Here is an 18,630-nt window from a genome sequence, read left to right as displayed (position 1 = left end):
GCGCTACCTTGCTCGCGAGGTCTTCGCCCTCATCATGCAGCGCCAGAAGGAAATCAACGCGACACGTATCGCTGCTTGACAAACAGAAGGGCGTCCAGGGGAGCCAGTTCACCAGCTTCGCCTTCACCACGACGTTGAAGGACGCCGGTATCCGTATCTCCATGGACGGGCGCGGCCGCTGGATGGACAACGTCTTCATCGAGCGACTATGGCGCAGCCTCAAATACGAGTGCGTCTTCCTCAATGCCTTCGAGACCGGCAGCGAAGCCCGGGCCGGTATCGGTTCCTGGATCGACTATTACAACCGGCGACGTCCGCACTCGACCTTCGGCGGCAGGACGCCCGACGAGGTCTATGATACGCAAGAAATGACGGAGCAAATGGCGGCGTAGAAACGAACCCGATCCACCTTAGCCAAGCCGCCAAACTGTCTCACCAGGCGGGACCACCTCACATCTGAAGACGCAGACGGTGCGAAACCCAACTAAACGGTCACCTCAAACAGTCGTTCACCCGACGAATCTCGCTGAATTTCAGGCCAGGTACGTCTCGCTTTCTACGCTCGCGGACGAGCTTGGCATTCATTTCCTGAAGCTCAAGCGAGAGCTTCATGACGCCGCCATCCAGCCCGCTAGCGGCCTCGAGAATGTGCCGGCGACGTTCTACCTCCGCCAAAGCCTGCGCGCCTTTACGCCCGGCCGCGGCTAATCACCTTCAAGGACAGTCATGACCCATCGCCCTTTCCGGAGGGTGGCGCTCGGCGTCACCACGAACGCAGAAATGTTTGCGCTTTTCGGCCGCTACAACGGCGCCCCCTGTGATGCACAGCTCATTTCCGGTCAGCTTTGGGCCGGCGAATGGTTCGAGATCGGGTCAGAGAGCTACGACTACATGCTCGAAATGCTCCCGCCACTCTTCTACCGGCGCGGCATGTTCGGGATGTCCGAATTCAAGGCGGGAAGCGTCACGATGGTCTTCTGCGCCATCACGATCAACGGCGTGCCGCGGTGGTTCGCCGGCTACTGCGACATGTCGATCGCCGGCGCCCCCGACATGCTGCGACAGGCCATCATCGAGCGCGAAACCGCCGAAGACGCTGACACTCCGCGTCGGGACGAGGCGCTCGAGGTCATCTGGAATGCGACCCACCCGGACTTCAAGGGCTTCGCCGGCAGCGTCAATCCCGATGCCTATCCGCCGCACCTTCAGGGCAAGCGCAGCATCCTGGTGAACGGCGGCGGCGCCGGCACCACACTGTCGCTGCTCGAGGACCTCAAGCCGGAGCAGATCAGCGACAAGCTCAAGCTGCGACGGATTTACGTGCGCGAATCTGCCTAGATGCCCTAGCCGCTTGGTGGATGGTGGTGCGGCGGATACAAATGCACTCACCCCACCATCCAGGCGTCGAGCAAAAATGCTGAAGCATGTCCTCACCATCTGCGCGCTGCTCGTGTCGGGCAATGCCTATGCCGACACCTGGATCGTCGACCCACAATTCGCCGACCCTCAGACACGCGAAAAGGTGGCTGCGGCGACGACGCAGAATGCAGCCGGTTATCGGATCGCAATTTTTCGAAATGCGGACACGCGAGTGCGGGTCGCCATTTTCTTACCTGAAGCGTCCTTCGACCAGCTCGCGCGCAGGGGGCGCATCGCTGCGCTTCGGGCTGATACCACCGCCGTGAAATTCATCGAGACAGAAACCATAGCAGGCCTGGAACAGCCATTCTCGACGGGCAGCGTAGTTCGCCACATCATTTGGCACGGCAAGGATTACGCGCCGTTCTTCGGGACGCTGCGCAGCATCATGGACAGCTCCAGATTGACGGTCCGGCTGTTCACCGACATGAACACGACCATCGACACTTCGTTCGACCTGAAGACAGCTCCAGCCGCGATCGGCAAAGCCATTGGGGTGCCTGAAACCCTTTCATCCGAGGCGTCCCAGAACGCTCTCGCCGCCAGCAATGCGAATTCTGACGCGATCCAACGCTGCTTTGCGCCGTCAGCCTCCACGGGGGCATCAGAAGCCTGCACAAAGACCGTGACGCAGTGCGCTCAAAAGGATGTGACGAAATTCGACGCGCAGGCATACCGCGCCTGCTTGAGAAAGGTGAAATTCCCTGCGCCCTAGGGCGCCTCACGAAGCATAGGACGACTGAAGCCTTGGAAGACGGAGTGAGCCCATTCACTCCCAAATCCCAAGAAGGACGTCCACGATGAGCGCTGCCAAGAAGCTCCCCTACAAGGTCGTTGCCGCGATCATCGCCAAGCGGAAAGCCGCCATGGCGACCGAACAGTCCAAGCCGACCGCGCGCCGGCGCCCTGTGAAGCAGGCGGCGAAGGCCGTCGCCCTGACGAAGCCGGCGGTTTTCCAGGGCACCCTGTCGGATATCGCGGAGGTCAAAGGCCGCAACGGCACGTTCTACCGCGCCCAGTTCCTCATGGCCTCCGGCAACGACTTCACGAGCGTGACCGCGCTGATCTCCGAGAAGAGCGCCGCGTTGCTCGGCGACGCGCTCAAGGAGGGCTTCATCAAGCTCTACGGCGCTCTGCAGGGCGACACCCTGCGCGTGCTCGGCCTCGGTCGCGACCGCGAGCTTCGCATCCGTGAGACCCCGGCGCTGGTCCAGGGCCCGGACGCCGAATACGGCTACCAGTACGGCGCCTATTTCCCGAACTGATCACCCGCCATGATAGGGGCTGTCCAAAATGGACGGCCCCTATTTTTATGAGCAATCCGAGCGCCCGCTAATGCTTTACCAAGGCACCGGCTCCAACCACTCACCGCATGTCCCATGCACGGAGCTGGTGCTATCGAAAGCTCTCTCCAAGCGAGGCTTTCATGGGCGCCGGTATTCCTGCGAATGGGCGACCACCGTCCTCGAACAAGCCCAAGGTTACACCGGCGGCAGCCGCGGCTTCCTATCGGTGATTTCTCCACTACCATCCGCCTATGTAACCTGGGCCGCAGGGGTGGCCGACATGATCCTCGACTTCGAAGCCTGGCTCAGACAGGCCTATGTCTGGGAGGATGACAGGATCCGCGGGCAAAGCACGTTGCGCGACGTCCAGGGTTCGATCGACGTCTTCGAGGTCTATGCATCGCGACCCTCAGGACGCTTTGCGATCGAGGCAGCGCATGCCTATCTGGCAGATCGCACCATCCATGAGGCCCTCATCGACGAGACCGTGTCGCTCTCCGAGATCCTCGATGGCCACCAAGGCGAGGTCTGGATAACCGGTCCGGCTCGAAAAACACCGATGCCGGCAGTTCTCGCCGCGTAGCCCAGCTCCGCACACCTCACGTCAGAAAGGGCCATGTTTTTGTACACGCCGAGCTCGCAATACCCCTGCGCTGATCAGACAGCCCCGGAAATTGAGGCCTACTACCGCGCCGTCCAGCCGGGAAGCGAGGTCGCAATCCGCGAAACGCATGGAGGCATGCTGCGCTACTATCTTTCGACGGTGGACAAGCTCAACCGAGGTCGCGTTTACCCGATCGGGCATCAGTCATTCTTCGCCAAGAGCGGCAGCATGTGCAGTGCGCCGCACGGGCAATGCAGCCTGGTCGTGCCGACCGCGGCCGTCAAAGCGTTCGCCGAAGCCAACCCTCCCAATTACGGCCTCTGCTACAGCCGGTATGTCGTGGCCGCACCCGCCACCCTCGAAGAGGCGCGCGCCAAGCTCGCCGAGGCGGAAGATCGGCTCCAGCAGTTGCAGCGTGCATGGGATAATTATTCCGGCAACAACCCGAACAAATACCGCAGCTCGATCAAAGATGCGCAGACCGACGTCAGCATTTGGGCTGGAACGGTCCAGCGCCTCGAGAAACCCGACTGAGGTTACTCGAAGACTCCTGACACATTCTGGCGAATCGATCGGCGACAGGACCGTCAGGTCTCACTGAGACCGTGCCTAAACGCTGAGAAAGGGGCAAGCGGATGCGAACCACGATCCTCGACAACCACAAGACCATCGCCTGGGACGTCGACGAGACGCTCATCAATGGCCCCAACTCCCGCTTTTTCAGGGACTATATCCGCCGAAATCCGGAGAAGGCGCATTACCTGGTGACGTTCAGGACACCGCGCCCCTGGGCCGAGGAGGCTCTTGAGCAGCTGCGCGCGCACGGCCTCAACCCGGGCCTGATCGCCGGCGTCTCCAGCGTTCCTGTCGACCTCTTCGCAGCATTCGCCAATCGGCACGACGAGCCAGATCATCCGCTTCTGGTCGAGTTCGACCACTGGAAGGGCATGGAGGCGGCTCGGCTAGGATGCACGATCCTGATCGATGACATGGAGGATTCCGTTATTCGGGGATGCCATCGACATAGCGTTGCGTTCATCCACTCGCATCACGAGTGCTTTGCAATGAACGAGGCCGCCTAAAGAGGCCGACCACTTGGGGGCGACCCCAGTGGCGCGCCATTTCACCCCTTCGCTACGAAGCAGTATTTCAGCTAGTCTCCGAGTCGACTGCCCTGCGGTCGCGATGGAGACCACATGGGTGCATGGCGCCAAGACGATGAGATCGTCGAGCAGACGATCCGGAGCCTGAGGAAGACTCGGCTCCGACTGCCAATGGAGGCGGGGGAGGGCGCGTCAGGCGACCGCCCTTCCACCTTCATTCCCGATTTTCTATCGGGCCCCAACGTTCCGGTGGACCTCGCACGCCGCCATGACCTGTTTGTCCAGTACGTCAACGTCCTGGCGCCTACGACCGTCTTCACGCTTCCGCAGACCACGATTTCGCACGCGCTGATTGTCAGCATCATGCACCTCATCACGATGGTCTTTAACGACGGCCGCGAGATCGAGTGCCTGCCCCGCGGCCACCTGCGCCATGCGGAGCCGGACAATGTCCTGTTCATCCTGCGTCATCTGAGAGCGATACCGCTGCAGGACATGCTCTTCCCGTCGGAAGGCGACCAGCTCCTGGTCAACCTCGTCGCGATCATCAACGACATGACCGCGCAAGCCGATCCGGACGAGGCCAAGGTGATCACCGCCGGCTTCAAGCTGCTCTCGATCCTGGCACCTGAGGATCGAGAAACGGTCCTTGCTCAATCCATCCAGATCATGGAGCCGATCGGGCTGCCGTTCTTCAAACGCGTTCCCATCCGCATCCGAGATAGCGATCTCACACACTATCTCGTCGCGCAGGACGTGCCGTAGCCTCAGAAAACGCGGTTGGCTCGCCCGCAGAGCATCGAGGCGTACATCTCAGCGCCGGCGTTCTGGTTCGTGTCGAACCGATGGGCTGCCTGCTCGGTCAGCCACATAATCCAGACCTTCCCGGACGTCCGGTCGAAATTGCCTCGAACGATGAGGCGACGACCGGTCTTGTCGACGAAGCTGTCTCGAATTTCCGCTGCACCGTCCGAGACGGTGGCGATGTTGAAATTGCCGACCGGAGAATTGAATCGTTTGCGGGCGAGGTCCACCGATCCGCTGCCGGCAGGCACATCCGCGTCCGTACGAGAGGGCCTGTAGATCTTGAACTCGCCCTGACATGTAAGCGGGATTGTTTGAGCCTGCGCGACCGTCCCGCTCAACAACGCCACCACTGCAACAATCATCCGCATCAGCCATCTCCGAAATCAGACTGCAGCGATATGCTCTGGCGTGATCGGCGACGCAAGCCGCGCTGCACCAGCAAACCCCGCATGGAAAGTGCGCCAAATAGGGGCTCGATATATAAGTCGTCGGGAGCGGTAAAATCAGATAAATAGGCGGAATAGTAGGCTGAATTGTAACCCCAAATCCGTTTTATCGCGAATTTAAAAGTCGCCGATTTCGGAAAGAAATAGAGTACGGAGATTCCCCATGGCGGGCAGCGTAAATAAGGTCATCCTCGTCGGCAATCTGGGCCGCGATCCCGAAGTGCGTCGTCTCAACAGCGGCGAGCCAGTCGTCAATCTGCGCATCGCGACGTCCGAGAGCTGGCGCGACAAGCAGTCCGGCGAGAAGAAGGAAAAGACCGAGTGGCACTCGGTCGTGATCTTCAACGAGAACCTCGCCAAGATCGCGGAGCAGTACCTCAAGAAGGGCTCGAAGGTCTATGTCGAGGGCCAGCTGCAGACGCGCAAGTGGCAGGACCAGCAGGGCGCCGAGAAGTACACGACCGAGATCGTGCTTCAGCGCTTCCGCGGCGACCTCACCATCCTCGACAGCCGCAGCGACGCGGGCGGCGGCGCCGATGCCGACAACGCGCATCTGGAAGATGCCCCGTTCTGAGGCCGTGCGCATGGAGAAGGGCGTGATATAAATCGCCATGCCCTTCTTCCATGCCACCTTCAAGAAGAACCTGCCGAGCATCCTTCGGCACGGCCTGGGCGCGCCTGGACACGGCGAGTCCAACTGGCCCGGCATCGAAGGGGGCGTCTACCTCGCCGAACTTCCGGCGGTCAGCCTCCTGGTGATGCTGGAGCAGTACTTCCACTTCGGCGACCCCACCAGCGTTCCTCGGGAGCACTTCGCCGACGTCGTGGTGTTCGTCATCGACGATGCGCGTGTCGAGAAATCCCGACTGGTTCCCGACCCACTCATCACGAACCACCCGGTGCACCGATACCTCGGCACCATCGATGTGGCCTCGATGCCAGTCATCCCCTTCGACCAGATGGCAGACGACATCTTCCGCGACCGCGCATGGGAGGCCACCGCATGACACAACCAGTCGAAACGCAGCAGGCCTACCCCTACGAGGCTGTCATGGATCTCGTGCGGGCATGCCGAGCCGACGATCAGATTGCGCGGATCGAACAGAGCACCCCACACCGGCGCACGCTCGTTCGCCGCCATGTCATCGCAGTCAGCGAACGCTATGGGATCGACCCAAAGCGGCTGTCGCACGTCACGGCGCTGATGATCGAAAACAAGGACCTCGCGCCAGCTTTCGCGTGACACGAGAAGATCGATAGAGGCTCATGCAGAACATCTCACAGCGCGCAGACGCTCTGCTCGCGAACATTGCCGAGCGCAATCCGGCTCCCGAGGAGAAGGTCTTCGCCCGCCATTGGTTCGATCCGATGCACGGCCTGACGGAGCTGCGCTATGCAGCCAAACGCGGGCTGATCAAGATCGTCGAGAGCGGCACCATGCCCGAGCGCTTCCGGTTCTTCCTGACAGATGCCGGGAGAGACGCCGCAACCGCCTATCAGGCCGAAGGCGAGCGCGGCGATCTCAGCGCGATGCAGTCCAAGCTGCGCGAGCTGATCGCAGACCTCAATTTCGAAAACCCGCCGGCGGATGAAGCCTGGATCAGCGCATCGAACTTCGACCCGCTCCATGATGCCGGCGAGATCCGCTACGCTTGCCAACGCCAGTGGCTTGAGATCGACGGTACGCTGACCAACATCTCTGAGATGCGAATGCGGTTGACCACGCGCGGTCGAGACCGTCTGGCGACGATCGAGAGGTCGGTACGCGCGGCCACCCAAGACCAAAGCACCGTGACGCCGGCGGGGCAGGCCTAGCGTCCGATTACGAGCGACCCTATGGTCTTCGCAGAATGAGGGATCACATGACCACTGCAGACGTCCTCGCTGAGGTCGACAAGCCGGCCAACGACCCGGCAACGCGAGAGTTCGAGTACGGCGGCCATGTCTTCGTCTGGGCGCGGCCGCGGCATAAGCCCTGGCGCCACTACGACGGCACCACAAGCTCCCTCAAGCACCAGGACTACGAGTTCAGGCCCTGCATGCTGTCTGGTCACGATTCCGGCCGGCGCCTGGTCCTGATCGGCTCGACCTACTCGCACCAGCTCGAAGACTTCGAGATCGCGGAAGACGCCGAGCGCGTCTGAGACCGATATGGCGCTGATACCGTCAATCGAGGCTCAGATCAGGGCGCTATTTCCTGATGCGCCGCTGCGAATGCCGGTAAGCCGAGAGCTTTGGCAAGACCGCATCTTTTCCGCTTATATTCGCAACAGCGCAAAAGCGATCGACGCTCAGCGATATCACGCGATTGTTGTTGCCAAGGTTGACCTGACGCCTGAGTTGCAGGGCAAAGGGTACTTCCGAGAGCTATGCACCTTCGTGGAAGCGTTCGCCGCTGCACATCCGTTTATTCAAGTTATCGTGCACGAGTGCGTGTTGAATCCCGATCTGGCCCAAATGCATTTGCGTCATGGCTATGTTGAGATACCTCAATGCGAAGGCTTTCCTGCCTCCGATTTTGTTAAATGGGCAAAGCCGACGCCAATAACGCTTGCAGAACAGAGCGATGCATTGAAGCGCGGCATTTAAAGACTCGATTCCCACTCGATCATTGCATTCGTATCGATTGCCAGAACGAAAAAATTAACCCCTTTTGTCTCAGATCATATGATCAACCGAACGGGGAGTGTCGGTCGGGACGCGGTGAGGCCGCCCGATCAAAGCTGAGATGGACCTGCGCACGCTCTGGTACCTGACACTCGCTACGCTGCTCGTCGGCGCTACCATGACGCTCTGGGAGCGTCGGGCGGCTCCGCTGCGGTCGCGCGAGCTCGGCTTCTGGGCGGCAGGCTTCTTCACCCTGGCTGCGGGATGTTTCGTCGGGCTGATGCGTGGCTACCTGCCGGGAAACACCGGCCCGGCGCTCACGAACATCACCATGCTCCTGGGCTATCTCATCGTGCTTCAAGGCGTGGTGACAATCGACCGCCCCTACAATCTGCTTTGGACGGCGGCGACGCTGGGCGCGGCTGCGGTCGTCTGGGCCGTCGGCGGGCTGCCGATGACCGACATGTTCTGGCACTACGTGTCTGCCCTCCCGATCGGGATCATCAGCGGCCTCACAGCCATCACACTGCAACGCAGCACGGCTTTGCGCGGTCTCCGGAGCAAGAACCTCGCGGTCGCCGTGTTCGCGTTCCATGGCGCATTCTATCTGGCGCGCGCCATCCTGATGCCCATGGCTGTCGCAGCCTTCGGGCGGGAGATGCTTCCCTTCTTCGCAGCCACAACGATGCTCGAGGGTTCGCTGTACGCAGTTGCCATGCCGATGGCTCTGATCGCGCTCGTGCGCGAGGAGTATCAGGTCAGCCTTCTCGAAAGATCGCGCACGGATGATCTGACTGGTTTGACCAACCGGCGCGGCTTCTTCGAGCGGGGAGGCGACGCCGTCAAAATCGCAAAGGACCAAGGCATCGCCATCTCACTGCTTGCCTTTGATCTCGACCACTTCAAGGCCATCAACGATCGCCACGGGCACGCAATCGGTGATCGTGTTCTGCAGGCCTTCGCGGATGCCGCCACCCGGGCCGCCGGCCCCGAAGCCGTCATCGCGCGCCTTGGCGGCGAGGAATTCGCGCTTCTTCTGACAGGCAAGGACATTGAGCGCGCCCGTGAAATCGGCGAACTCATCGCATGCGGCTTCTCGGAAAACGCCCAGGCAATCGAGGCGTTGCAGAGCAACCCGACCGTCAGCATCGGCGTCGCCGAAGCGAAGGCGTCGACGTTCGAGCTCTACGCCCTCCTCGATGCCGCAGACAGGGCCCTGTACCGGGCCAAATCGCTCGGCAGGAACCGGATCGAGGTCGCCAAGGCGAATGGAATTTCGGCCGCCGCATAGCGGCCTGGCGAGCGTTGAGCCCGCGAACGATCATTCGATTGCAGCAACCCCTTCGACTGCATCAACGGCACCCCAGGCACGAACCCCGAGGCCGATGACCCTTCCGTCCTTCGATATCTCTCCCATTCAGCTCGCGCCCATACGCGCCGCAGAGCGACGGGCTACGAAGATCCTTTCGATCCTCGATCCAGACCAAGATTGCCCAACCTTCGAGGCCGATCACCACATCCTGCGGTTTCACGACGTGGAGCAGCGCGAGGTGGGCAGCAATTGGGTCGAGCCTCCGACGCAAGAACACGTCGCCTCGATCATCAGCTTCGCGCGGACCCTCAATCCGGATGACCGGGTTCTGGTCCACTGCGCGATGGGGGTATCGCGTTCGCCAGCGGCCGTCCTGATCATGGTCGCCACGCTCACCCGGTCTCCGCACGCCGCTGTTGGCGAACTCGCCCGCATCATCCCGTGCGGTAGCTATGTGCCGAACCGGCTCATGATCAGATTGGCCGACGGGCAGTTGCAAATGGGCGGGGCCCTTGTGCGGCACATTCCTCATTGTCACCGGCTGGCACCGGATCCGAACGATATTTGGTAGCGAAACCAGTCCTGAGGGAGGCGACCCAGATCGCTCAATAATCCCAAAAAGGACGCGTGATGCCTTTCAAGCGGACTTCCGACAAGCCTCTCTATCTCGCGCTCACGAGGGACGAGATTTCCGACCTCAGAAGGGGCTTCGGCCTTCGGTCGACGGTCGCCAAGGTCGACACCTATACGGGGCGCGCGCACGTCCTGCGTGGCCATTATTCCGCGGCAGCAGCCGCGGCAGCACACGCCTCACCGGAAGAGGCGGTCTTCCACGTTCGCATTCGTCCGCAGGCCATCGAGAACCTCGACCACGTTGCGATCGACGACGCCGGCCAGCTCCTCCTTGTCGCGAGTGAGCCGTTTGCCCTGAACCTCTACGAGTTCGAGGTCCATGTTCCGAACGTCCAGACGCAGGCCTGGGATTGGCTCGCGGTCCGCTACTACGGACTCGCCGCCGCCGACTTCAACGATCTCGTCATCGCCCGCGCTCACAACCGTGGCACTTCGACGGCCAAGCCCGTCTCCCTGAGCCGCGCCCAGTGGTTTGCGATGATGCGGCGCACCGGACAGCTCCGAACCCCGCACGCGCCGCCTGAGCACCACAAGAGGACCACCCATGGATAGCTTCGGTTACGTCTATCTCGTCGTGGATCGCGACGAGGTCAGCGGGATTGCCCGCAATGGGCTAAAGAGCCGCCCGGTGAGGGTGGAAGGCGAGGGGGAGGTCCTTGTCGACGGCCTCTACTTCTCCACCACCGCGCAGGGCGCGCTGCGCGGCTGCAATCCTGCGAAGGCTCATCTGCTGCGGTTCAACGTCGACAACGTCTCCGAGATCACCGAGATCCAGGATGCGCGCAGCCCTGGTCGCTCGATCGATTATGCCGCGGCCGGTCCGGCTGCATTCGCAATCCCGGCTATCGAGATCGACTTTCGCACGCCGAACAAGCCGTACTGGCGGCCGCTCGAGGCATATCGACCCCCGCGCGCAACGAAATCGGCACGCGTGCAGTCGGATTTCTCGAGCCGCCTCGGCCGCCGAGAAATTGCCGATAAGATCTCTGCCTGAGACACCGTCTCATTTAAGAGGAATTTCCATGCGCTTTTTTCGCAAGGCGAACCTGCCCCGCGCCCTCCGATGTAGTCACATCATCGGAGATCACACGTGCACATCGTCGCCCCTCATGCCGCCCGCTACCTGGTTCTGAATCGCGACCGGGAATGCTGGTCCTTCAACTCCCTCGAAGACGCCTTCGTTAGCACGAGAAAGGCGCTTCGCGGACGCGGCTACCCCTTCAGCCCATGGCAGGTTTCGATCGGTGCCGCCTTCGACCGAGACAGCCTCCTCAACCCCGCAAGCGTTCTGTTCGTCATCACGACGGATCTCGGTGATCCCGTCGGAATCGACGAGCTGGAACGCCTCAATAGCGTTATCGTCGAGCAGAAGCGCCGCAAGAAGCCTCGCGGCCGGTTCCGCGATGGCGCCTGGCCCGGTATCCACTGCGGCCGGCGCCACCGCGGCAGCCACTACCGCCTCGTTCAGACGACGAACGAGCGGACCTGGGCGGACGCCGGCGACGATCAGATGATCGACATCGGCCTCCCTCCGAGCGCCGCCGGCCGCAAGCGGGATCTTCCCAATTCCAGGGACGATATCCGTCTGGGCCGTCAGCGCTGCTGGAAAGCCTATCGCGCCAATCAGTGGCGCTAATTCAAGGGGCGCCTCTGACCGGGGCGTCCCTTTTTTTGTTCTCGTCGGAAATTCCGCCGATGTCTCCGGCTGTCGCTAAATTCAGAATATCCTGGTAAAATTCAATCCCGGAATAAAATCGATGTATCTTGAAAATAGCGGTCTGCCCGACGCCTCATTCGCGGCGGTCGCCGCCACTGGTGCGCAGTTCGACATGTTCGCAGCTCAGTCTTCAAATCAGCGCAATGATACGGACGTCGGCTCCACGCCGGCGGCCGATGTCCCCGCTGTTGCGATCGTCCAGCAATCCCTGTCGACGCAGCGCAATTTCTACAGCACTGCGGCCCGCGCGCTCGCGCCGACATGGCAGGGAAGGGCGGTTGCGAACATCGAAGCGATCATGCTCGCCGACCAGATCATCTCGGAAGGCCGGGAAGCGACCCGCGACGAGCAGGCCAAGCTTGCGCTGTTCACTGGCTTCGGCGCCAGCGAGCTCGCCAACAAGTGCTTCCGCGATCCCAGGAACAATGAGTTCCGGCAGGGCTGGGAGAACATCGGCGCGTCGCTGGAAAGCCTTGTGAGCAAGGAGGACCACTCCTCGCTCGCGCGCAGCACCCAGTACGCCCACTACACGCCCGAGAGCCTCGTGCACGCGATCTGGATCGCTGTGACGCGCATGGGCTTCAAGGGCGGCAATGTGCTGGAGCCCGGTATGGGCACCGGTCTGTTTCTCACCCACATGCCGAAGCGCTTCCAGGACCAGACGCGCCTGACGGGCGTCGAGGCCGACCCCGTCACCGGCCGCATCGCCAAGCTGCTCCATCCTGATGCGGACGTCCGCATCGAGGACTTCGGCCTGACACGCATCCCGGACGATTACTCGCTCGCGATCGGCAACCCGCCGTTCTCGGCGCGCGTCGTTCGCTCCGACGCCGCCTACCGTCGCATGGGCCTGCTGCTGCACGACTTCTTCATCGTGAAGGCGATCGATCATCTTCGCCCGGGCGGCATCGCGGCCTTCATCACCAGCCAGGGTACCATGGACAAGCGCAACTCGCGCGTCCGTCATCAGATCGCTCAGACGGCCGATCTGGTGGGCGCCATCCGTCTGCCCGAGGGAACCTTCAAGGATACCGCCGGCACGGAAGTCGGCGTCGACATCCTGTTCTTTCGTCGCCGCTTCGAGGGCGAGGACAGCAATGGCGTCGAATGGGTCGAGGCCCGCGGCGCCTCAACGCCGGGCCATGAGGAAATCTCGATCAACGAGTATTTCCTCGATCACCCGGACATGGTGCTCGGCGTGCACACGGTCGGCCGTGGCATTTACGGGCCGAAGCTCACCTACGTCTGCAAGCCTGATCGGAACCGCCCGCTGGGCGCTGCGCTGAAGGCCGCCATCCTCAGCCTGCCCGAGGACATCTGCGACTGCGACAGCTCTGTCTCGCCGCTCACCGCGCCCACCGGCACGGAGATCGAGTCGAACGACAACGCGCGTCTTCGCGAGGGCTCCTATTTCGTCAGCGACGCCGACGTGCTGATGCAGGTCATCGACGGACGCGCTCACGTCGTTCCCGTGAAGCAGGCGCGCGGTGACGCCGGCATCTTCCAGAAGCACGCCAAGCTCATTCGCGCGCTGATCCCGATCCGCGATGCGGTGCGCTCGATCCTGTCGCTGCAGGAGCGGTTCGAGAGCTCCGTGGAAGAGCAGATCAATCTCAACGAGCTCTACGACGATTTCGTCGAGAAGCACGGCTTCATCAATCACACCGACATTCACGTCCAGGTCGACGAGGTGACCGGCGAGCGGAAGGAACTCCACCGCCAGCCCAACCTCGCGCCTTTCCGTGACGACCCCGACTGCTGGCTGGTCGCGTCCATCGAGGAATACGATCTCGAGGCGCAGACCGCCCGCAAGGGCCTCGTCTTCGACAAGACCGTCATCGCCCGCGAGATCGAGCCGGAGATCCACACGGCTGCCGACGCGCTGGCGCGTTGCCTTCACGAATTCGGCAAGGTCGACGTCGCCTATATCGCGGGCCTGCTCAACAAGTCCGAGGCCGAGACCCTGGCCGAGCTCGACACCGCGCTCTACCTCGATCCGGAAACCGCGGCCTGGCAGACCCAGGATGAGTACCTGTCCGGCAATGTGCGCCAGAAGCTGCTGGATGCCATCAGCGCGGCCGCGAACGACCAGAACTATGCTCGCAACGTCGAAGCCCTCGAGCAGGTGCAGCCGACGGATATTCCGCCGTCTGACATCACCGCCCGTCTGGGCGCGCCTTGGATTCCGGCGTCCGTCGTCGAGAAATTCGCCGAAGAGGTGATCGAGGTCGCAACGAAAGTGCGCCACGTCCCCAAAGCGGCGTCGTGGACCATCGACGAGTACAAGTTCAAGTACACCACCGCCGTGAACGCGAAGTGGGGCACCATGCGCTACGACGCGGGCAAGGTGCTGCTCGACGCCCTGAATTCGCGCATTCCGTCGATCTATGACGAGACGGTCGATGCCAACGGGCGGACCGTCCGTGAGCTCAACGCCAAGGAGACCGAGGCCGCCAAGGAAAAGCTCCAGGCGATGAAGCAGTCCTTCGAGGACTGGGTCTGGCGTGACAGCACGCGGGCAGACCAGCTCGCACGCCTCTATAACGACGGCTACAACAACCTCGTGAACCGTCGCTTCGACGGCTCGCACCTGAAGCTGCCCGGCGCCGTTTCGACGTTCGCGTTCTATCAGCATCAGAAGAATGCGATCTGGCGCCTGATCTCTGCGGGCTCGACCTATGTCGCGCATGCTGTCGGCGCGGGCAAAACCGCGACGATCGCTGCCGCCATCATGGAGCAGCGCCGTCTCGGCCTGATCACCAAGGCGGTCCTCACGGTGCCCGGCCACTGCCTGGCCCAGTGCGCGCGCGAATTCCTCGCGCTCTATCCGCTGGCGAAGATCCTGGTTGCCGACGAGCAGAATTTCGCTCGTGAAAAGCGCCGGCGCTTCCTCGCCCGCGCCGCCACCGGCGACTGGGACTGCATCATCATCACGCACTCGGCGTTCAAGTTCATTCCGCTTCCGGTCGACTTCGAGACGGAGATGATGGAGCGGATGATCGAGGAGTATGAGGCCATCATCAAAAGCCTCGATTCCGACGACCGCCTCACCCGCAAGAAGCTCGAGCGGATGAAGGAGACGTTCAAGGGCCGGCTGGAGAACCTGAAGGCTCGTAAGGACGATTTCCTCACGATGTCGGAGATCGGCATCGACCAGATCTTCGTCGACGAGGCCCAGGAATTCCGGAAGCTGTCGTTCACGACGAACATGAACAGCCTCAAGGGCGTCGATCCAAACGGCTCCCAGATGGCATGGGACCTCTACTGTAAGGCAGAGTTCGTCCGCCACGTTCGCCGGCAGATGTCGGGCGAGAAGCGAGTCCATGTCGACCGCGCCCTCAACCTCGCGTCCGGCACGCCGATCACCAACACGCTCGGCGAAATGTTCACCGTCCAGCGCTTCATGGACGAGGGCGCGCTCATGGAGCGCAACCTCAGCGAATTCGACTCCTGGGCCTCGGCCTTCGGCAACACGCGGACCGAGCTCGAGCTGCAGCCGTCGGGCAAATACAAGCCCGTCACCCGCTTCTCCGAGTTCGTGAACGTCCCCGAGCTGATCGCAATGTTCCGCGGCTTCGCCGACGTCGTCTCGGCCGAGGACCTGCGCAACTACGTGAAGCGCCCCAGCATCCTGACCGGCAAGCGCCAGATCATCACGGCGCCGCCAAGCGCCGAGTTCAAGATCTACCAGAAGGAGCTCGAGGCTCGCATCAAGGCGATCGAAAATCGGAAGGGCTCGCCCAAGAAGGGCGACGACATCCTGCTCTCGGTCATCACCGACGGGCGCCATGCGGCGATCGATCTGCGCTTCGTGCTGCCGGACGCTGGGAACGACAACGACAACAAGCTCAACAAGCTGATCGCCAACGCCTTCCGGATCTACCAGGAGTCGTCCGACACCATCTATCTGCAGCCGGACGGCACCCCATACGATCGCCCGGGCGGCACGCAAATGATCTTCTCCGACCTCGGGACTCTCTCGGTCGAGAAGACGCGCGGCTTCTCGGCCTATCGCTGGATCAAGGACTCCCTGATCGGGCTCGGCGTCCCGTCCGACGAGATCGCTATCGTCCACGACTACAAGGGCAGCCAGGCCAAGAACCGTCTGTTCGCGGACATGCGCGCAGGCAAGGTCCGCATCACGCTGGGCTCGACGAAGAAGATGGGAACAGGCGTGAATGCCCAGAACCGCCTCATCGCGCTCCATCACCTGGACGTGCCGTGGCTGCCGTCGGACATCGAACAGCGCGAGGGGCGCATCGATCGCCAGGGCAACCAGAACCCCTGGATCGGCATCTATGCCTACGCGACCGAACAGAGCGTCGACGCCACGCAGTGGCAGGGCAATGAGCGCAAGGCGAAGTTCATCACCGCCGCACTCAGCGGCGATCGGTCGATCCGGCGCCTCGAGGACGTCGGCGAGGACGCGGTCAACCAGTTCGCCATGGCCAAGGCCATCGCGTCCGGCGACCCGCGCCTGATGCAGAAGGCAGGCCTCGAGAGCGAGATCGGCCGCATGCAGCGGCTTCGCGATGCTCACTACAACGAGCAGCACACGATCCGTTCGAAGATCCGCAGCTATGAGCGCGAAATCGCCCATGCGGAGCGGATGGTTGCCGACCTGGCGTCCGACATCAACGATCGAGGAGCGATGACCTCGGCCTTCCAGATCACTGTCGGTACCGACACCTTCTTCGACAAGAAGGAGGCTGGAAAGGCGCTCAAGGACGCGATGGGCGATTTCGACAAGCGCGCCCCGTTCTCGCAGGATGGGATCAAGAACCGAAAGATCGGCGAAATCCGCGGCTTCGAGATCCAGTACTCGACGCGCTACTTCCTCGAGAACATCTACAGCGAACTGGAGATCGTCACTCCCAATCTCCGCCATGAAATCCGCGGTCGGTCGAACACCGCCGGCGGCGTCATCTGCAACATGCTGGAGGAGAAGCTGAGCGAATTCGAAAGCTCGATGGTTCGCCATCAGAAGCTCGTCGAGTTCGATCAGGATCAGATCGCCCAGCTCGTGCCTCGCCTCGGCGCCGACTATCCGTTCGAAGCCGAGCTCGCCGCAAAGCGCGCCGAACTCGAAGCGATCGATGCAGACCTGGCGCGAGACAAGGAAGCGGAGGAGGCAGCTGCAATTGCTGCCGCCGCGGCTGAAGAGGCCGATCCGCAGGCTCTCGCAGCCTAGGCGCGGTCATGGCATTTTCCCCCGCCATGGACTGGGAAGCGGTCGCGGATTCGCGACCGCAGGGGGGCTGAAAGATGATGATGCCGAATTCCGCCCTGCTGGACGTCATGCGAGACGCCTACAGCTGCAGATTTTTTGGTACCTGCAGAGAAGCAGAAAAAAGCCCCTCAAAAGGCCTCATCCCGCGCGGCTTCGTTGGAGCAACAGGTCGCCTTGATGAAGTCGAGGCGATCTTTGTCATCGCCGAGCCTGGAGGGCCGATGGAAGGAGAGCGCTACACGGAGGGCGCGTCATCCGATCAGCTCATGCGAGAGGGAATCGAGCACACCTATCGGTGCTTTCGTTCATCCCATAATCCGTTTCACCGCAACATGCGTTGGATCTTGGACCAGCTCTGGCCGGGCTCATTTGACGAGCAGTTGAAGAAGGTCTGGATCACCGAGGGGAGGCTCTGCTCGATCCACCACACGACCCGGTGGTTCAGCGATCGAATTTGCGCACCAACATACCTTGAACCGCAATTGCAGCTTCTGCCCCAGGCGACGATCGTGCTCTTCGGTAACAAAGCCGAGGATCGCGTTAAACGGGGCACCAGCGTCATGACGCGCGTTCCCATCAAAGTTAGTCACGTCGCGCCTCCGGAGGGCATGAAGCCGAAGGCAAAGGCGAGCTGGGTGAACCTTATCCAGCACGTCCAATCGCTCCGGCAGCCCACAGGCCGCTAAATGCACATTCTCCCATGTCCATCGGGGCGCTGGCGATAAAGCCACGGGGCAAAGCCGGAGGCAGGCGCCAAAACCGAGCCGACTGCAATCGCGCTTCCCCGCCGCCCACCAGGCCGATACACAGACCGCCCTAAATCAAGAGCCCCTGCCAATGCTTCGATTGCTGCTAGCCGCCCTCATCGCCTTCCCGGGCATCGCATTGGCAAATGACGATCACGCTTCGATCGAAACCGAATCCGACCAAGCGTTCAATGCGAAGGCGCACCAATGCCACGCGGCACTTGGATTTCCGGCGTCCGCGGACAAGCAAAAAGCGGATGCGGTGTTCAACTGTGCGAACGCCATGATGACGTTTGCAGTGCGCAAGGACGAGAAAGGCTTCTCTCTGCGGGCGACCACCGCTCAGATTGACGCTTCGTCGGGGAAGCAGATGGTGATGGGCCTCAACTGCCGAGCAGGCTGGACATCCGTCATCTTCACGATGGAAGACGAGGGGTCGATCGCCGAGAAGCTCGAGAACGATGTCAGCGTCACCTATAAAATCGGAGACGCTCAGTCGAAAACCGAGCGATGGCGCCTGATGAATGGCCGAGCAGCAGCCTCGTCGGGGCAGATCGCCAAGGACTTCATCGACGCCGTGCGGAGGGAAGCCGCGACAGAGATCCTGGTCAGGTTCGTCACCCCAAACAGGGCGGTTGCGGTGCAGTACCCCGTCGAGAACGTCTCGAAATATCGCGAGCTCCACCAAAAATATTGCTCATAAAGGGCATCGAATTCAGA

General features: G+C 61.8%; 22 protein-coding genes and 1 pseudogene. 22 read left to right on the top strand and 1 reads right to left on the bottom strand.

What is annotated here, in order from left to right; genetic code table 11:
- From ACFPN9_RS09695 to ACFPN9_RS09660, 8 genes are all read left to right on the top strand, one after another.
- Nucleotides 1-392 (top strand): transposase (locus tag ACFPN9_RS09695; RefSeq protein WP_377816717.1); only part of this gene is annotated, 392 nt, incomplete at its 5' end.
- Between the two features lie 334 nt (nt 393-726).
- On the top strand, nt 727-1,338 hold the full coding sequence (locus ACFPN9_RS09690; protein WP_068078838.1) for a DUF1419 domain-containing protein: 612 nt from the start codon (nt 727-729) through the stop codon (nt 1,336-1,338).
- Nucleotides 1,339-1,414: 76 nt separating this feature from the next.
- Complete coding sequence (locus ACFPN9_RS09685; RefSeq protein WP_068078839.1) at nt 1,415-2,134, top strand: hypothetical protein; 720 nt, start codon at nt 1,415-1,417, stop codon at nt 2,132-2,134.
- 85 nt (nt 2,135-2,219) lie between these two features.
- Nucleotides 2,220-2,684 (top strand): hypothetical protein, encoded by a 465-nt coding sequence (locus tag ACFPN9_RS09680; RefSeq protein ID WP_068078840.1) that lies wholly within the window; start codon nt 2,220-2,222, stop codon nt 2,682-2,684.
- 28 nt (nt 2,685-2,712) lie between these two features.
- Nucleotides 2,713-3,288 (top strand): hypothetical protein, encoded by a 576-nt coding sequence (locus ACFPN9_RS09675; RefSeq protein WP_156449973.1) that lies wholly within the window; start codon nt 2,713-2,715, stop codon nt 3,286-3,288.
- A gap of 33 nt (nt 3,289-3,321) precedes the next feature.
- On the top strand, nt 3,322-3,843 hold the full coding sequence (locus tag ACFPN9_RS09670) for a hypothetical protein (protein ID WP_156449974.1): 522 nt from the start codon (nt 3,322-3,324) through the stop codon (nt 3,841-3,843).
- Nucleotides 3,844-3,944: 101 nt separating this feature from the next.
- Entirely contained in the window at nt 3,945-4,391 is a 447-nt protein-coding gene (locus ACFPN9_RS09665; RefSeq protein WP_068078843.1) for a hypothetical protein, read from the top strand.
- A gap of 114 nt (nt 4,392-4,505) precedes the next feature.
- A complete protein-coding gene (locus tag ACFPN9_RS09660; protein WP_068078844.1) occupies nt 4,506-5,177 on the top strand; it encodes a hypothetical protein in 672 nt (223 codons plus the stop codon).
- A gap of 2 nt (nt 5,178-5,179) precedes the next feature.
- On the opposite strand, the gene ACFPN9_RS09655 is transcribed toward ACFPN9_RS09660, so the two are convergent.
- Nucleotides 5,180-5,587, bottom strand: coding sequence for a hypothetical protein (locus ACFPN9_RS09655; RefSeq protein ID WP_068078845.1), 408 nt, complete (start codon nt 5,585-5,587; stop codon nt 5,180-5,182).
- 241 nt (nt 5,588-5,828) lie between these two features.
- Between ACFPN9_RS09655 and ssb the strand changes: the two are divergent.
- The 14 genes and pseudogenes from ssb to ACFPN9_RS09585 form a co-directional block, all read left to right on the top strand.
- A pseudogene (gene ssb / locus ACFPN9_RS09650) lies at nt 5,829-6,197 on the top strand (single-stranded DNA-binding protein); the annotation flags it as partial.
- A 79-nt stretch (nt 6,198-6,276) separates the two neighbouring features.
- Nucleotides 6,277-6,672 carry a hypothetical protein gene (locus ACFPN9_RS09645; protein ID WP_068078846.1) on the top strand — a complete coding sequence of 132 codons (396 nt, stop codon included), beginning with the start codon at nt 6,277-6,279 and terminating at the stop codon, nt 6,670-6,672.
- Entirely contained in the window at nt 6,669-6,908 is a 240-nt protein-coding gene (locus ACFPN9_RS09640; protein WP_156449975.1) for a hypothetical protein, read from the top strand. Before ACFPN9_RS09645 ends, ACFPN9_RS09640 begins: the two co-directional genes overlap by 4 nt.
- Before the next feature lie 125 nt (nt 6,909-7,033).
- Entirely contained in the window at nt 7,034-7,480 is a 447-nt protein-coding gene (locus tag ACFPN9_RS09635) for a hypothetical protein (RefSeq protein WP_156449976.1), read from the top strand.
- A 47-nt stretch (nt 7,481-7,527) separates the two neighbouring features.
- Nucleotides 7,528-7,809 (top strand): hypothetical protein, encoded by a 282-nt coding sequence (locus tag ACFPN9_RS09630; RefSeq protein ID WP_068078849.1) that lies wholly within the window; start codon nt 7,528-7,530, stop codon nt 7,807-7,809.
- A gap of 7 nt (nt 7,810-7,816) precedes the next feature.
- Nucleotides 7,817-8,254, top strand: a complete 438-nt coding sequence (locus ACFPN9_RS09625; RefSeq protein ID WP_068078850.1) for an N-acetyltransferase — start codon at nt 7,817-7,819, stop codon at nt 8,252-8,254.
- 139 nt (nt 8,255-8,393) lie between these two features.
- Nucleotides 8,394-9,563, top strand: coding sequence for a GGDEF domain-containing protein (locus ACFPN9_RS09620; RefSeq protein WP_068078851.1), 1,170 nt, complete (start codon nt 8,394-8,396; stop codon nt 9,561-9,563).
- 94 nt (nt 9,564-9,657) lie between these two features.
- Complete coding sequence (locus ACFPN9_RS09615) at nt 9,658-10,155, top strand: dual specificity protein phosphatase family protein (protein ID WP_068078852.1); 498 nt, start codon at nt 9,658-9,660, stop codon at nt 10,153-10,155.
- Between the two features lie 59 nt (nt 10,156-10,214).
- A complete protein-coding gene (locus tag ACFPN9_RS09610; protein ID WP_068078853.1) occupies nt 10,215-10,769 on the top strand; it encodes a hypothetical protein in 555 nt (184 codons plus the stop codon).
- Entirely contained in the window at nt 10,762-11,211 is a 450-nt protein-coding gene (locus ACFPN9_RS09605; RefSeq protein ID WP_068078854.1) for a hypothetical protein, read from the top strand. The genes ACFPN9_RS09610 and ACFPN9_RS09605 overlap by 8 nt, the downstream gene beginning before the upstream one ends.
- Before the next feature lie 96 nt (nt 11,212-11,307).
- A complete protein-coding gene (locus tag ACFPN9_RS09600) occupies nt 11,308-11,853 on the top strand; it encodes a hypothetical protein (protein WP_068078855.1) in 546 nt (181 codons plus the stop codon).
- Between the two features lie 121 nt (nt 11,854-11,974).
- On the top strand, nt 11,975-17,125 hold the full coding sequence (locus tag ACFPN9_RS09595) for an N-6 DNA methylase (protein ID WP_377816705.1): 5,151 nt from the start codon (nt 11,975-11,977) through the stop codon (nt 17,123-17,125).
- Nucleotides 17,126-17,199: 74 nt separating this feature from the next.
- Nucleotides 17,200-17,850 carry a hypothetical protein gene (locus ACFPN9_RS09590; protein ID WP_377816703.1) on the top strand — a complete coding sequence of 217 codons (651 nt, stop codon included), beginning with the start codon at nt 17,200-17,202 and terminating at the stop codon, nt 17,848-17,850.
- Between the two features lie 151 nt (nt 17,851-18,001).
- Nucleotides 18,002-18,613, top strand: coding sequence for a hypothetical protein (locus ACFPN9_RS09585; RefSeq protein ID WP_377816701.1), 612 nt, complete (start codon nt 18,002-18,004; stop codon nt 18,611-18,613).
- Nucleotides 18,614-18,630 lie beyond the last annotated feature (17 nt).

The sequence above is a fragment of the Allobosea massiliensis genome (assembly GCF_042655245.1).
Taxonomy (GTDB): Bacteria; Pseudomonadota; Alphaproteobacteria; order Rhizobiales; family Beijerinckiaceae; genus Allobosea; species Allobosea massiliensis.
This window is presented reverse-complemented; position numbering and strand designations above follow the sequence as displayed.